The organism is Phenylobacterium sp. (assembly GCF_035475775.1).
Classification (GTDB): Bacteria; Pseudomonadota; Alphaproteobacteria; order Caulobacterales; family Caulobacteraceae; genus Phenylobacterium.
The window spans coordinates 1-14,181 of the sequence record NZ_DATIMC010000117.1 but is presented as its reverse complement, the minus strand read 5'-3'; the positions used below and the strand labels follow the sequence as shown (position 1 = coordinate 14,181).

Genomic DNA, 14,181 nt, shown 5'->3' with positions numbered 1-14,181 from the left:
GAGATCCTGGCAATGATCTGGGCCCGAACGGGATCGTAGACCTGCCATTCCGCGCCCATGGTCATTTTTCCGCGAAAGGTTCGGTTGGTTCCGTAGTCGTCGTCACTGCTGCTGCAGATCTGAGCGTCAATGCTGATGATGGCGACTCCAAGCTGTAGCCCGGCTGTAGGGGCTTCATCGAACAGACTATCGACCCGCGACTGACGCAACCCGGCGGCGGTCAGCTCTTCGTCGAACACCTCAGAGAACCGCTTGGTGTTCAGTTCCGACTGGTCTGACTTCCAGCGGAGCTCTTCAGGCGCGAGGTTGCATATCAGCGCCTGTCCCCAATGGCCCCAGACATCGCCCTCGTGCAGCTTGATCGCTGCGCGCGTGAGCCTGATCGGCTGGGGGGCGGCCGTGGCGCGGGCCCACGTCAGGCAGCTGAAGACGCCCGCCAAGAGAATGCAGATGATTATCCGTCGAATGCCCACGCTCACCTCCCGGGGAGCGAATCTACTGTTGCGATTCTGAAGAGAATCTTGCGCCAGGGATCACCCCTCGCTCCACACCGCCAGCTCGTTGCCGGCGGGGTCGCGGAAGTGGAAGCGACGGCCGCCCGGAAAGCCGTAAATCGGCCGGGTCACCGCCCCGCCGGCGGCGCGGACGCGCGCCTCCATCGCCGCGAGGTCGTGGGCGTAGAGGATGACGAGCGGCGCGGCGGCCCGGTCGGAGGCCTCGGCGTTGAAGCCGCCGTCGAGCCCCTCGGACATGGCGCAATAGGCCGGACCGTAGTCGGTGAACGTCCAACCGAAGGCCGCGCGATAGAACGCCTTCAGCGGGACCAGGTCGCCCGCCGGGAACTCGACGTAATCGATCTTGCCGTCCTCGCGCATGGCGGTCTCCAGATCCCGATGTTCGCTTAATGTTCTAGACCGGCGACCAGCGCCTGAAAAGGCCCCTTCGGCGGCGCCTCGCCCGCCGCCGCTCCGAACCGGGCGCAGCCCCGCGCGGCCCTCGCGCGTTGTCGGGCCATGAACAACGCCCGATCCCAACCTGCCTGGAGGCTCGCCCTGATCGGGGCGGGGCTCCTCGCCCTGCCGATGGCGGCCGTGGCCGCCGAGCCCGGAGCCTCCGCGCCGCCCGAGGTGCGCCAGGCGTTCGGCAACACCATCCTCTCAACCTATCCGGACGGCCGCACCGCGCGGCTGTGGCTGCAGCCGTCCGGCGACTACACCGCCATGGGCCGGCGCGGCGACCGCTCGCGCGGCCGCTGGCGGATCTCGGGCGACAAGCTGTGCCTGCGCCAGTCGCGGCCGATCCCGGCGCCGTTCAGCTACTGCACGGCGATCCCGTCCGGCCGCAGCTGGACCGCCAAGGCGGTCACCGGCGAGCGCATCGTGGTGCGGCTGGTCGAGGGACGCGGCGGGCCGGCGCGGGGCTGACCTCGCCGCGCCGCCGGCGCTCGCCGGCCCGCCTCAGCACCGTGCGCCCCAGCCGCACGGCGCGTCCGAACACCAGCCAGCGTGTGCAGCCATAGTTGAGCGCCCAGGCGCAGGCCGAGCCGGCGCACAACGCGAAGGCCGGCTCGCCCACGATCCGCCAATGCGTCGAGACCAGGGTCACGAAGATCCAGTAGTTGCAGAGGTTCCCGAACGCGTTCGTGCCCATGTAGGTCGCCCATTGGCGCACGGCCGCGCGTCCGGGCCCCAGCGAGCCGAACACATGGCGGCCGTTCAGCAGGAAGGTCGCCTGCATGGCGAGCGCCAGAGAGGCCACCCGCGCCCACGCCGGCCCGAGCCCCAGCGACAGCCCCGCCTGCAGACAGGTCGCATCCACCGCGAAGCCGACCAGGCTGACCGCGGTGTACCTGGCCGCGAGCCGCCCTTCGCGCGCGCAGCCGCGAACGACACGGCCCGGCCGCAACGGTTTGATCTTCACCCCAGCCGAACGCGGGCTTGACCGCTGGGTTGCGGACCTCCGCGGAGGCGCGAGCCCGGGCGGACGCCGGGGAGGTGACGCGGCGCCCGCGTCTCCCTATCTTGGACCCATGAACGCGCACGCCCCCGCCCCCTCCATCCTGCAATCCGTCGGCGTCGAGCCGGACCGCGCCCGGGAGATCCTCTCCGACGCCCTGGCCGGCGCCGACGACGGCGAGCTGTTCGTCGAGCGCTCGGAGAGTGAAAGCTTCCTGTTCGACGACGGGCGGCTGAAGTCGGCCGCCTACGACGCCACCGAGGGCTTCGGCCTGCGGGTCGTGGCCGGCGAGACCGCGGGCTATGCCCACGCCAGCGAGATCACCGAGGCCGCCATCCGCCGGGCGGCGGATTCGGCCAAGCTCGCCAGGCGCGGCTATTCCGGCCAGGCGGCCGATGCGCCCAGGCCGACCAACGCCAAGCTCTACGGCGAGGACGATCCGCTCGCCTCGCCCGCGTTCGGCGACAAGGTCGCCCTGCTGCAGGAGATCGACGCCTGGGCCCGCGCCCGCGACCCCCGCGTGGTGCAGGTGATGGCCTCCCTGGCCGGCGAGCGGCGGATCGTCGAGATCGTGCGCGCCGACGGACGGCTGATCCGCGACGTGCGCCCGCTGTGCCGCATCAATGTGCAGGTGACCGTGGAAAAGGACGGCCGCCGCGAGAACGGCTACACGGGGTCGGGCGGGCGCGCCGGCTTCGAGACCTGGATCACCGAGGAAAACTGGCGCTCGCATGTCGAGGAGGCGCTGCGCCAGGCGCTGGTCAACCTGGAGGCCGTGCCCTGCCCGGCGGGCGAGATGGACGTGGTGCTGGGGCCGGGCTGGAACGGCGTCCTGCTGCACGAGGCGGTGGGCCACGGCCTGGAGGGCGACTTCAACCGCAAAGGCACCTCGGCGTTCTCCGGGCGCATCGGCGAGCGGGTGGCCGCGCCGGGCGTCACCGTGTTCGACGACGGGACGATCGCCGGCCGCCGCGGCTCGCTCACCGTCGACGATGAGGGCACGCCCACCGAGCGGACCATCCTGATCGAGGACGGCATCCTGAAGGGCTACATGCACGACCGGATGAGCGCCCGGCTGATGGGCCTGGCCCCCACCGGCAATGCGCGCCGGCAGTCCTACGCCCATATGCCCATGCCCAGGATGACCAACACCGCCATGCTGGCGGGCGAGACGCCGCGCGAGGAGATGATCGCCTCGACCAAGCGCGGGCTCTATTGCGCCAACTTCGGCGGCGGGCAGGTGGACATCACCAACGGCAAGTTCGTGTTCCAGTGTACCGAGGCCTACCTGATCGAGGATGGCAAGGTGACCACGCCGGTGAAGGGCGCGACCCTGATCGGCGACGGACCCTCGGCGCTGACGCGGGTGACCATGATCGGCGACGACTTCGACTTCGATCCCGGCATCGGGGTCTGCGGCAAGTCCGGCCAGAGCGTGCCGGTGGGCGTGGGCCAGCCGTCGCTGAAGATCACCGGGCTCACCGTCGGCGGCACCAGCCTCTAGGCGCGCGCTCGCCCTCCGCCGCGCAGGTTATCGGCGGCAAGGTTTCGCAGATTTAATGCACCTTACGGGCATTTAATTGGCCCGCCGTGCGGCCCGCGGCCATCTCCGTTGCAGGAGAGTCCCGCGTCCATGAGCTTGCTGCTTGTCCTCGCCCAGGCGGCCGCGCCGGCCAACCCTGCGCCCGCGATTCCGCCGCAGGGCGTCGTGTCCTATCCGGCGTCCTACTTCGCCGGGGCGAACACCGGCACCGCGCTGGACATGGTGAACCGCATCCCGGATTTCCTGCTCGACACGGGCGCCAGCGTGCGCGGTTTCGAGGGCGCGGCGGGCAACGTGCTGGTCAATGGCGAGCGGCCGGCCGCCAAGAGCGACCCGCTCGACGCCATCCTGCAGCGCATTCCGGCGGCCAGGGTCGAGCGGATCGACGTGATCCGCGGCGGCGCCCCGGGCGTCGACATGCAGGGCAAGACGGTGATCGCCAATGTCGTCCTGAAGAAGGGCGCCGGCGCGCACGCCATCGTGGCGCTCGCCAGCCAGCACGTGGACGACGGCCGCAACCTCGGCGGCATCCGGCTCGAAGGCTCCGGTTCACTGCCGGGCGGCCGGACCTGGGAAGGCGGACTGCACGTCGGCAAGGGCGCCGACGACGGGGTCGGGCCCGGCCACAACGAGGTCCGCTTCGCCGATCGACGGCCGCCGTTCCTCGCCCGGATCAAGACCGCGGGCACGGACACCCTCGGCCAGCTCACCGGCGCGCTCGAGACGCCGCTGCTCGGCGGCAGGCTCAGGTTCAACACCTACTTCAACCAGGAAAAGTTCAAGGAGCCGGAGCAGGATTTCGTCAGCTCCCCGGCCGCGGACCTGCAGGCGTTCAACCTCGTCCAGAAGACGTACGACACGGAGGGCGGCGCCCGCTACAGCCGCGCCGTCGGGCCAAGCACGACGCTGGAGCTGGTGGGCTTGCGCACCTCGCGCCACCGCAAGACCGACTCGAGCTCCGCCGACGCCGATCCCGCCGTGACCGGACGCGACGCCGCCGACGACTTCTTCAACCTGCGCAGCTCCAGCGAGCTGATCCTGCGCGCCGTCCTGAAGCATCGCATCGGCTCGACGCTGTCCATCGAGGCCGGCGCGGAGAACGCCGACAACAAGCTCGACAGCCACACCTCGTTGAGCATCGACGGCGCTCCGCAGGTCCTGCCGGCCGCCAACGTGCGGGTGGAGGAGAAGCGGACGGAATCTTTCGTCAAGCTCGCCTGGCGGCCGCTCTCAACCCTCACGGTCGATGCGGACGTGGCTTACGAAAGCTCCGACATCTCCTCGCGTGGCGACGTGGTGCTGGCCAAGCGGCTGCAGTTCGCCAGGCCCCGGCTCGCCGTCGCCTGGACCGCGACCCGCGGAACCCAGCTGCGGGTGCGCCTGGAGCGGGTGGTCGGCCAGCTCAACTTCGATGACTTCGTGGCCTCCACCAACCTGACGAACAGCGTCGGCGTCACCGCGGGCAACCCCAACCTCAACCCCGAACAGGACTGGGTCGGCGAGGCGGCCATCGAGCGGCAGCTATGGCGCGGCTCGAGCCTGATACTGGCTGCCCGCCACTTCGAGATCACCGATGCAGTGGACCGCGGCCCGGTGTTCGCCGCCGACGGCTCGGTGTTAGACCAGCCGACCAACATCAGCTCGGGCACGAAGGACGAGGTGGAGGCCACCGGCACGCTCCGCTTCGAGAGCTTCGGCTGGAAGGGGGCGCTCCTGAAGTTCGATATCGTCGAACGCTGGTCGCACGTGACCGATCCCACGACCCGCCAGATGCGGGCGATCTCGAACCTGCATCCCCTCGACTGGTCGGTGAACTTCAACCAGGATCTGCCGGCCTATGACGCGAGCGTCGGCTTCGACCTGTTCGGCGGCTGGCAGCAGCGCGCCTACCGGTTCAACCTCATCGAGAATTACAAGCTGCAGACCTATGCGCGGCCGTTCGCGGAGTGGAAGCCCAGGCCGGACCTGAGCCTCAGGGTCGAGCTGCCGCTGATCAACCACCCGCATGTGCGGCTGCGCGACGAGATCCTGATCTTCCCGGGGCCGCGCTCCGTGGGCGGGACGCCCGACGTGCAGGAGCGCACCTTCACCTTCCCCTACAGCTGGTATGTCCGCATCCGGAAAGAGTTCGGCTGATCAGGCGCGACGGTCGGCGCGCGCCGCCTGCCGGTTCACCGCCTGGCGCTCGCCATCGAGGGTGGGCGCGGTCGGCTCGGGCTGCTGCGGCCTGGGAGCCTTCGCCTGGTGCGCCAGGTGCTTGAGGAACGGAGAAAGCGCCAGGAACACCACGCCCGCAGCCAGCCCCCAACCGCCGATCATGGCGAACACGTGCACGTAGGTGGCCAGCGCCTTGCCGGGATCGAGCACCTGGCCGGCGATAGAGTCGGCGGCGGTGAGCTGGGCGATCTTGGCCGCGAGCCACTGGGCTCCCGAGGTGCCCAGGAACCAGGTGGCCATCAGCGTCGAGATCAGCGCCGGCGGCGCGAGCTTGGTCATCTGCGAGAGGCCCACCGGCGAGAGGCAGAGCTCGCCTGTCGTCTGGGCGAGATAGGCGAGCGCCAGCATGGCGAGTGGGATCTTGTAGTCGGGACTGGCGAAGCCCGCGGCGCCCACGATGACGAAATAGCTGGCCCCGATCAGCAGCAGGCCGAACGAGAACTTCAGCATCGGATTGGGATCGCGGCCGCGGCGGCCGAGCCAGGCCCAGAGCGCCGAGAAGACAGGGGCGAAGATCAGGATCCAGCTCGCCTGGAAGGACTGCGTCTGCGCAGGCGTCATCGACTGCCCAGCCCAGAGCCGCAGGTCGACGTTGCGTTCGGCGAACTGGTTGAGCGAGGAGCCGCCTTGCTCATAGAGCGCCCAGAACACCACCGAGCCGAGGATCAGCACGATGGCCAGCATCAGGCGCTCGCGCTCGACCTTGCCGCAGCGGGCGGCCATGTACCAGACGAGGTAGGCCAGGGTGGCGATCGCGCCTGCCGCCAGGAGCCCGCCGACGATGGCGTAGCTCTGCACGACGAAGAACACTCCGCCCACGCCCGCCAGGCCGAGCAGGTAGATGGTCCACTCGCCGTTCAGCGGACCCAGGAGCGGCTTTGCGAGGGCGACAGGGTCGGGCGGCTCGCCCTTGCCCTCCAGCAGGGGCTTGCCGATCACGAACACCAACCACCCGGCCAGCATCCCGACCCCGGCCGCGCCGAACCCCGCCCACCAGCCGATCTGCTGGCCCAGCCAGCCGCAGGCGATGGCCGCCCAGAACGAGCCCAGGTTGATGCCGAAATAGTAGAGGGTGAAGCCGGGATCGCGCCTCGGATCGTCGGGCGGATAGAGCTGTCCGACGATCGAGGAGATGTTCGCCTTGAGGAATCCGACCCCCATGATGATCAGCGCGAGCGCGAGATAGAGGACGTTGCGGAAGCCCGGGTTGGGATCCTGCACCGAGAGCTGGTAGTCGCCCTTGGCGAGATGCGCCGGCAGCGGGGCGCCCGCGGGCAGGCCCTTGATGTCGAGTCCGCCATCGGCGGCCGAGGCATAGGCGTGGGGCTGGCCCGCGACCAGCAGCTTCACCTGGCGATGGTCGGCGCGGCCGGTGACCTGAAACTCGTAGCGCGCGCCGTGATAGGTCAGGACCTGGATGGCGGGCTTGCCCTCGAAGGCCATGGTGGTGTGGCCGAGCACCAGCAGCAAGGCGCCGAACGCCACCGCCTTGCGCGCCCCCAGGAACCGGTCGGCCAGGAATCCGCCGATCAGCGGCATGAGGTAGACCAGCGAGGTGTAAGCGCCGTACTGCCCGTTGGCGATCGTGTCGCCCATCAGGAAGTGCTGCGTCAGAAAGAAGATCAGCAGCCCCCGCATGCCGTAGTAGGAGAAGCGCTCCCACATCTCGGCGAAGAACAGGACCGTCAGGCCGCGCGGATGATGACGCAGCTGGATGATCACGGGGACGGCGGTGACAAGGCTCACCACGATTCCGGCGACGAAGACGATATCCATGCGGGGTCTGGGTCCTGGACTTCGGGCGGCGGCCGAGCTCACATCCTCCCGCCGCTGCGGATTTGCGGGAAGGAGATCACGCGTTCCACACCGGCACAAGCAAGCGCCGGTCCCGCGGACCTACCCCCGGCCCTGGTGCGTTGATCAGCAGGAGGAGGCCCGCATGCTGAAGCCCGGTCCCGACCATCCGATCACCCTGGAGCCCGCCCGGACCCGTTGGCGGGCGTTCTTCGCCGGCCACGTGATCGCCGACAGCGACAACGCGCTGATCCTGAGCGAGGCCGGCTATGACCCGGTGGTCTATTTCCCGCGCGAGGACGTGGCCATGGAGTACATGTCGCGCCAGGAGAAGGTCACCCACTGCCCCTATAAGGGCGACGCGAGCTACTACACGATCCTGATGGACGGGGAGTTCGCCGAGAACGCGGTGTGGTCCTACGAGACGCCCTATGAAGCCATGGAGCCGATCACCGGCCGCCTCGCCTTCGACCGGTCCAAGGGGATCGAGGTCTATCCGGTGGATGACGCGGCCGTGAACCCACATCACAGGGACGGGGCGCCCAACGTCGACGCCGTCGTCCAGCACACCGATGCCGGCGATGGGCAGAGCCAGGCCGAGCGCTGGGAGCCGAACGTCGAGACGCCGGGCGCCCAGGAGGGCGGCGTCCGCTGACCGGCGGCGAGGCGTACCTGGCGCGAGTTTTCGCTTCCGTAGCGGAGCTTTGACGTTCTAGGCTCCGCCAATGAGTGGTCGGGGCATCCTCCTCGCGTTCGCAGTGACGGCTCTCGCGGCCCAGGGGAACGCGGCCCTTGCGGCGGCGAAATGCGACATCGGCAAGGTCGCGGAGTTGCCGACGACGATGGTCGGCTTGAGGGCGCACGTGACGGTGAAGGTGGACGGTCAGGACACCACCTTCACGGTCGACAGCGGCGCTGCGGTCAGTTTCATCAACACCGAGACCGCCCAGCGCATGAAGCTGGAGATGTACCCGGCGCCGATCGGCTATTACGCCAAAGGAGCCGGCGGCACGGACATGCGCCTGAACATCGTGCGCGTGAGCCTCGGCATCGACGGCATCAAGATTCCAAACGTCGTCTTCCTCGCCTTGCCCAGCGTCGATCCCGGAAGTGGGGGCGTCATTGGGCAGAACGTGCTCGCCGCCATGGACACCGAGTACGACCTCGGAAATGGCGTGATCCGCCTCATGCACCCCTCCGCCGACTGCGAACAAGCCAACCTGGCCTACTGGTCCGGCGGCCGGGCCGTCGGGGTGGTCGAGTTGAATGCGATCGGGCCCCAGTCCCCGCATTTGCGCGCCGAGGCGAAGCTCAACGGCCAGACCCTGCACGTGATCTTCGACACGGGTGCGCCGGTTTCCTACGTCAAGCTCGCGGCGGCCGAGAAGGCGGGATTCCGGCCGGAGGCCGCGGGCGTCCAGGCCTCCGGGCCCACGACGGGCATCGGCGGTCGCGTGATGGAGAGCTGGGTCGCGCCGTTCGACAGCCTCGACATCGGCGGCGAGCAGATCCAGCACACGCGCTTGAGAGTTGCGAACCTTTCGCTCGATGGCTCCGACATGCTGCTGGGCGCGGACTTCTTCCTTTCCCATCGCATCTATTACTCGAAGCAGCAGCGGCGGCTCTATTTCACCTACAACGGCGGGCCGGTGTTCCAACTCGGCCGACCGTCGGTTGCGCTCACCCAGGCGGGAACCCCCGCTCCCGCGCCGGCGGCGGCCGCCCAATATGCCGATGTGCCCACCGATGCGGCGGGCTTCGCGAGGCGCGGCGAGGCGTCCATGTCGCGTCACGACTACAGCGGCGCGCTCGCGGACTTCACGCGCGCGACCGAGCTCGATCCCAAGGATGCCGAGTACTTCCGCCATCGCGCCGAGGCGCACCTGGGCCTGCACAACGGCGTGCTGGCGATGGCCGATTTCGACGAAGTGCTCAAGCTCGACCCGAGCGATGTGCGGGCCCACATGCAGCGCGCCGTGCTCTACCTCGCGGCGGGCGACGAGCACCGCGCCGCCGACGACTTCGCGGCCGCAATCAAGGCCGAGCCGGATCGCGAGCTGATCGCGGCGAGTCTGTATTCGGCGAGTGGGCGGTTCGAACCGGCGATCGTCCATTACGACGCCTGGATCGCGGGCCACCCGAAGAGCGAGCGCATGGTGGACGCGCTCAACGGCCGCTGCTGGGCGCGTTCGCTGTGGGGACATGATCTCGACAAGGCGCTGGCCGACTGCGAGGCCGCCGTCCGGCGCGGACCGCACGTGGCGGCGCTGTTCGACAGCCGGGGTCTGGCGCACCTGCGTCGCGGCGAGCTCGACCTGGCGCTCGCCGATTACAACGAAGCCTTGAAGCTGCAGCCCAAGAGCGCGTGGTCGCTTTACGGGCGCGGACTCGCGAAGCTCCAGAAGGGCGACAAGCCCGGAGGAGAGGCGGACATTGCAGCCGCAGCCGCGATCGCGCCCAATCTGTCGGCGCAGGCCAAGCGCTACGGGCTGTCCGCGCCAGGGACGCCTCTCAAAACCGCGGGCTAATAGGCGAACGCCTCGAAGACCTTGCTCGCGTCCCCTTGCCACGGGCCGTTGTAGAGCTCGAGCAGACGCTCGGCGGGCGTGACGCCGGTCTCGGCGATGGCGTCGAGCTCGGCCAGGTAGCCGCTTTCGTCCACCAGCCCGCCGGAGAGGCGGTTGCGGCGCTTCAGGCCTTCGCGCGCGATGGCCAGCATGTCCTTGGCCACATCCTGCACGGCGCGGCCCGCCACCTCGGCCTTGAGGCCCAGGCGCGCCACGTCCTCGCGCAGCCGCTCGTGGTCGGCGGTCTCCCAGTGCTTGCAGAGGTCCCAGGCGGCGCCGAGCGCCGCGCCGTCGTAGAGCACGCCGGTCCACAGCGCCGGCAGAGCGCAGAGCCGGCTCCACGGCCCGGAATCGGCGCCGCGCATCTCCAGGTACTGCTTCAGCCGGACCTCGGGGAAGAGAGTGGTGGTGTGGTCGGCCCAGTCCTTCAGGGTCGGCTTCTGGCCGGGCAGCTCCGGCAGCTCGCCCTTCATGAAGGCGCGGAACGAGCGGCCGGCCACGTCGATGTAGCGGCCGTCGCGCTTGACGAAGTACATCGGCACGTCGAGCGCATAGTTGGCGTAGGTCTCGAAGCCGAAGCCGTCGGCGAACACGAAATCCAGCATGCCGGTGCGGTCGGGATCGGTGTCGGTCCAGACGTCGGCGCGGGCCGAGACGAAGCCGGTGGGCTTGCCTTCCTTGAACGGCGAGTTGGCGAACAGGGCGGTGGCGATCGGCTGCAGCGCCAGCGAGGTGCGGAACTTGGCGACCATGTCGGCTTCCGAGCCGAAATCGAGATTGGCCTGCACGGTGCAGGTGCGGAACATCATGTCCAGGCCCTTGCCGCCGACCTTGGGCATGTAGGCGCGCATGATCCGGTAGCGGCCCTTGGGCATCATCGGGACCTGTTCGCGGGTCCAGACCGGCGTGAAGCCGAGGCCGAGGAAGCCCAGGCCGAGCTCGTCGGCGACGACCTTGACCTCCTGCAGATGGCCGCCGGTCTCCTCGCAGATGTCGTGGATGGTCTCCAGCGGCGCGCCGGAGAGCTCGAACTGGCCGCCCGGCTCCAGGCTGACGCTGGCCGCGCCGCGTTCCAGGGCGATCACGTTCTCGCCTTCGCAGACCGGCGCCCAGCCGTAGCGGGCGAGGCCCTCCAGCAGCGCCTTGATGCCTTGCGGCTCATAGGGGACGGGGGCGTGCGAGCCCAGGCGGAAGACGAACTTCTCGTGCTCGGCGCCGACGCGCCAGGCGGCCTTCGGCTTGGCGCCCGCCTCGAACCAGCGGACCAGGTCTTCGAACACCAGCGGGCGATCGTCGCAAGCGACCTCGGCCATCCGTCACCTCCCCGAGCCCAACCCCTGGGGGGTCGGCCGAAATCCTTACGCTGCCAGGATAGGTGGGCGCAAATCGGGGAAGCTCAAGAGCGCCAGTCGCCGAGCGTCGCCTGCCAGAGCGCCAGCGCGGCGATGGCGGCGGTGTCGGCGCGCAGGATGCGCGGGCCGAGCGTGGCGGGGACCGCGAACGGCAGCGATCGGATCAGGTCTCGCTCGCGTGGGCTGAAGCCGCCTTCCGGGCCGATGAGGATCGCCCAGGGGCCTGCAGGCTGGCCACCGAGCGCCTCGAGCATCGGCGGCGCGTCGCCCGCCTCGTCGCAGAACAGCAGGCGACGGTCCGCGGGCCAGTCGGCGAGCCGGCGGTCGAGTTTCATCGGCGCCGAGATCTCCGGCACGTCGAGGCGGCCGGTCTGCTCGGCGGCCTCCGTGGCGATGGCGACAAGGCGGTCGACGCGGGTGCGCTCGGCGTTGGTGCGCTCGGTGGTCGCCAGGCGGACGCGCGCGGCGCCGAGCTCGGCGGCCTTCTCGATGATGGTCTCCAGCCGGGCGCGCTTGACCAGCGCCACCACGAGCTCGAGGTCGGGGCCGGCGGCCTGCGGGCGCGTCCGGGCTTCGATCGAGAGCCTGACCGCGCGCTTGCCGACGCTCGCCACCCGCGCCCGCCACTCCCCGTCGCGGCCGTTGAACACCAGCAGCGCGTCCCCGACGGTGAGGCGCATGACCGAGGCCAGGTATCGGCTCGGGCCCTCGTCGAGGTCGAGCTCGGCGCCCGGCGCAAGGTCGTTGCGGACGAATAGACGGATCATTGGTCGGTGTTTAACTGGGCGGCCGCCACTCCCACAAACCGTCATCCCGGCCGCAGCGCAGCGCAGAGCCGCGACCCAGAGGCGGTGCGCACGGCTGCTGGGTCCCGGATCGGCCTTGCAGGCCGTCCGGGATGACGAGGAAGGAGGAAGCGTTTGGGCCGGCGTTGACGATCGCGCATTAATCCCGCCATGGACGACGACAAGTACGAAGCGGAGCTGGAGAAGCGGCAGCTCGCTCTTGTGCATTGGCAGCAGCACGCGATGCAGGCGGGCGAGAAGGTGCTGATCATCTTCGAGGGCCGCGACGCCGCGGGCAAGGACGGCTCGATCCGGGTGCTGACGGAGCACCTGTCGGTGCGCTCGACCCGCGTCGTGGCGCTGCCGAAGCCCTCCGAGCGCGAGCGCAGCCAGTGGTACTTCCAGCGCTACATCCGCTTCCTGCCGGCGGCCGGGGAGACGGTGATCTTCAACCGCTCCTGGTACAACCGCGCCGGCGTCGAGCGCGTCATGGGCTTTGCGACGCCGGAGGAGCAGGAGCGGTTCCTGCGCGAGGTCCCGACCTTCGAGGCGATGCTGGTCGACAGCGGCCTGAAGCTCGTCAAGCTGTGGCTCGACGTCTCGAAGAAGGAGCAGGCGGAGCGGCTTCAGGAACGCGCCACCGATCCCCTGAAGGCCTTGAAGGCCTCGCCGATGGACGCCGTCGCGCAACAGAAGTGGGACGCCTACAGCGAGGCGCGCGACGCCATGCTCCGGCGCACCCAGTCGCCGACCGCGCCCTGGACCATCGTCAGGGCTGACCACAAGAAGCGGGCGCACCTGGCGCTGCTGAGCGGCCTCGTCCGCACGCTCGCGCCCAAGGCCATAGCGGATGAGGTGGACGCCCCCGATCCCGGCGTGCTTTTTCCCTTCGAGATGGCGGCGCTGGAGGACGGCCGGCTCGCCCGCTAGCGGAGAAACCGGGAGGTCGCGATGGAACAGGTGCGTCTTGGCGAGACCGGCTTGAAGGTCTCGCGCCTCTGCCTCGGCTGCATGACCTACGGCTCGCCGAAGTGGCGCAGCTGGGTGCTGGACGAAGAGCAGGCCAAGCCGTTCTTCAAGACCGCCGTCGAGAAGGGGATCACCTTCTTCGACACCGCCAACGTCTATTCGATCGGCGCCTCGGAGGAGGTGACCGGCAAGTGGCTGAGGGAGTTCGCCAGGCGCGAGGAGATCGTGCTCGCCACCAAGGTGAACGGGCCGATGGGGCCGGGGCCGAACGAGCGGGGTCTGTCGCGCAAGGCGATCATGGCGCAGATCGACGCCAGCCTGAAGCGGCTCGGCATGGACTACGTCGACCTCTACCAGATCCACCGCTTCGACTACGAGACGCCGATCGCCGAGACGCTGGAGGCGCTGAACGACGTCGTGCGCGCCGGCAAGGCGCGCTACATCGGCGCGTCTTCGATGTACGCCTGGCAGTTCGCCAGGATGCTCGCCGTCTCCGACGAGAACGGCTGGAGCCGCTTCGTCTCCATGCAGCCGCAGTACAACCTCGTCTACCGCGAGGAGGAGCGCGAGATGCTACCGCTCTGCCGCAGCGAAGGCATCGGGGTGATCCCCTGGTCGCCGCTGGCGCGCGGCTTCCTGGCCGGCGGCCGCGCCGCGCCGAAGGAGGGCAACACCGAGCGCGCCCGCACCGACGAGTTCAGCCCCAGGCTCTATTTCCGCGACGCCGACTTCAAGGTGGTGGACGCGGTCTCCGAGATCGCCAGGCAGCGCGGGCTGACCAACATGCAGGTGGCGCTCGCCTGGGTGATGAAGAACCCCGCCGTCACCGCGCCGATCATCGGCGCCTCCAAGCTCGGCCACCTGGAGGAGGCGGTCTCGGCGGTCGACATCAAGCTCACCGCCGACGAGGTGAAGGCCCTCGAGGCGCCGTATGAGGCCAAGCCGGTGCTGGATCACGCGTAGGGAACCGCGGAAAACGCGGAAGGCCGCGGAACGAA

13 protein-coding genes are annotated in these 14,181 nt (G+C 69.4%); 7 read left to right on the top strand and 6 right to left on the bottom strand.

Going from position 1 to position 14,181, the window contains the following annotated elements; all coding sequences use genetic code 11:
- Window positions 1-473 (bottom strand): hypothetical protein (locus VLI41_RS14525; RefSeq protein WP_325268800.1); only part of this gene is annotated, 473 nt, incomplete at its 3' end.
- A 60-nt stretch (window positions 474-533) separates the two neighbouring features.
- Complete coding sequence (locus VLI41_RS14520; protein ID WP_325268799.1) at window positions 534-875, bottom strand: VOC family protein; 342 nt, start codon at window positions 873-875, stop codon at window positions 534-536.
- Window positions 876-1,013: 138 nt separating this feature from the next.
- Here VLI41_RS14520 and VLI41_RS14515 point away from each other — a divergent pair, with 138 nt between their 5' ends.
- Window positions 1,014-1,424 carry a hypothetical protein gene (locus tag VLI41_RS14515; RefSeq protein ID WP_325268798.1) on the top strand — a complete coding sequence of 137 codons (411 nt, stop codon included), beginning with the start codon at window positions 1,014-1,016 and terminating at the stop codon, window positions 1,422-1,424.
- Here the strand turns inward: VLI41_RS14515 and VLI41_RS14510 are convergent.
- Window positions 1,363-1,905 carry a GtrA family protein gene (locus VLI41_RS14510; RefSeq protein ID WP_325268797.1) on the bottom strand — a complete coding sequence of 181 codons (543 nt, stop codon included), beginning with the start codon at window positions 1,903-1,905 and terminating at the stop codon, window positions 1,363-1,365. The genes VLI41_RS14515 and VLI41_RS14510 overlap by 62 nt on opposite strands.
- Before the next feature lie 124 nt (window positions 1,906-2,029).
- Here VLI41_RS14510 and tldD point away from each other — a divergent pair, with 124 nt between their 5' ends.
- Window positions 2,030-3,460, top strand: coding sequence for a metalloprotease TldD (gene tldD / locus VLI41_RS14505; RefSeq protein ID WP_325268796.1), 1,431 nt, complete (start codon window positions 2,030-2,032; stop codon window positions 3,458-3,460).
- 129 nt (window positions 3,461-3,589) lie between these two features.
- On the top strand, window positions 3,590-5,635 hold the full coding sequence (locus tag VLI41_RS14500; protein ID WP_325268795.1) for a TonB-dependent receptor: 2,046 nt from the start codon (window positions 3,590-3,592) through the stop codon (window positions 5,633-5,635).
- Here VLI41_RS14500 and VLI41_RS14495 read toward each other — a convergent pair whose 3' ends face one another.
- On the bottom strand, window positions 5,636-7,492 hold the full coding sequence (locus VLI41_RS14495; RefSeq protein WP_325268794.1) for an oligopeptide:H+ symporter: 1,857 nt from the start codon (window positions 7,490-7,492) through the stop codon (window positions 5,636-5,638). It abuts the gene before it with no gap.
- A gap of 163 nt (window positions 7,493-7,655) precedes the next feature.
- Between VLI41_RS14495 and VLI41_RS14490 the strand changes: the two genes are divergently transcribed.
- Window positions 7,656-8,165, top strand: a complete 510-nt coding sequence (locus VLI41_RS14490) for a DUF427 domain-containing protein (RefSeq protein ID WP_325268793.1) — start codon at window positions 7,656-7,658, stop codon at window positions 8,163-8,165.
- A gap of 70 nt (window positions 8,166-8,235) precedes the next feature.
- A complete protein-coding gene (locus tag VLI41_RS14485) occupies window positions 8,236-10,038 on the top strand; it encodes an aspartyl protease family protein (RefSeq protein WP_325268792.1) in 1,803 nt (600 codons plus the stop codon).
- Here the strand turns inward: VLI41_RS14485 and VLI41_RS14480 are convergent.
- Together VLI41_RS14480 and VLI41_RS14475 are read right to left on the bottom strand one after the other, a co-directional pair.
- Window positions 10,035-11,390 carry a glutamate--cysteine ligase gene (locus VLI41_RS14480; RefSeq protein WP_325268791.1) on the bottom strand — a complete coding sequence of 452 codons (1,356 nt, stop codon included), beginning with the start codon at window positions 11,388-11,390 and terminating at the stop codon, window positions 10,035-10,037. The two genes, VLI41_RS14485 and VLI41_RS14480, sit on opposite strands and share 4 nt — an antisense overlap.
- An 83-nt stretch (window positions 11,391-11,473) precedes the next feature.
- Window positions 11,474-12,196, bottom strand: a complete 723-nt coding sequence (locus VLI41_RS14475; protein ID WP_325268790.1) for a 16S rRNA (uracil(1498)-N(3))-methyltransferase — start codon at window positions 12,194-12,196, stop codon at window positions 11,474-11,476.
- Window positions 12,197-12,385: 189 nt separating this feature from the next.
- Between VLI41_RS14475 and ppk2 the strand changes: the two genes are divergently transcribed.
- Together ppk2 and VLI41_RS14465 are read left to right on the top strand one after the other, a co-directional pair.
- Window positions 12,386-13,144, top strand: coding sequence for a polyphosphate kinase 2 (gene ppk2 / locus VLI41_RS14470; RefSeq protein WP_325268789.1), 759 nt, complete (start codon window positions 12,386-12,388; stop codon window positions 13,142-13,144).
- A 21-nt stretch (window positions 13,145-13,165) separates the two neighbouring features.
- Window positions 13,166-14,146 (top strand): aldo/keto reductase, encoded by a 981-nt coding sequence (locus VLI41_RS14465; RefSeq protein WP_325268788.1) that lies wholly within the window; start codon window positions 13,166-13,168, stop codon window positions 14,144-14,146.
- Window positions 14,147-14,181 lie beyond the last annotated feature (35 nt).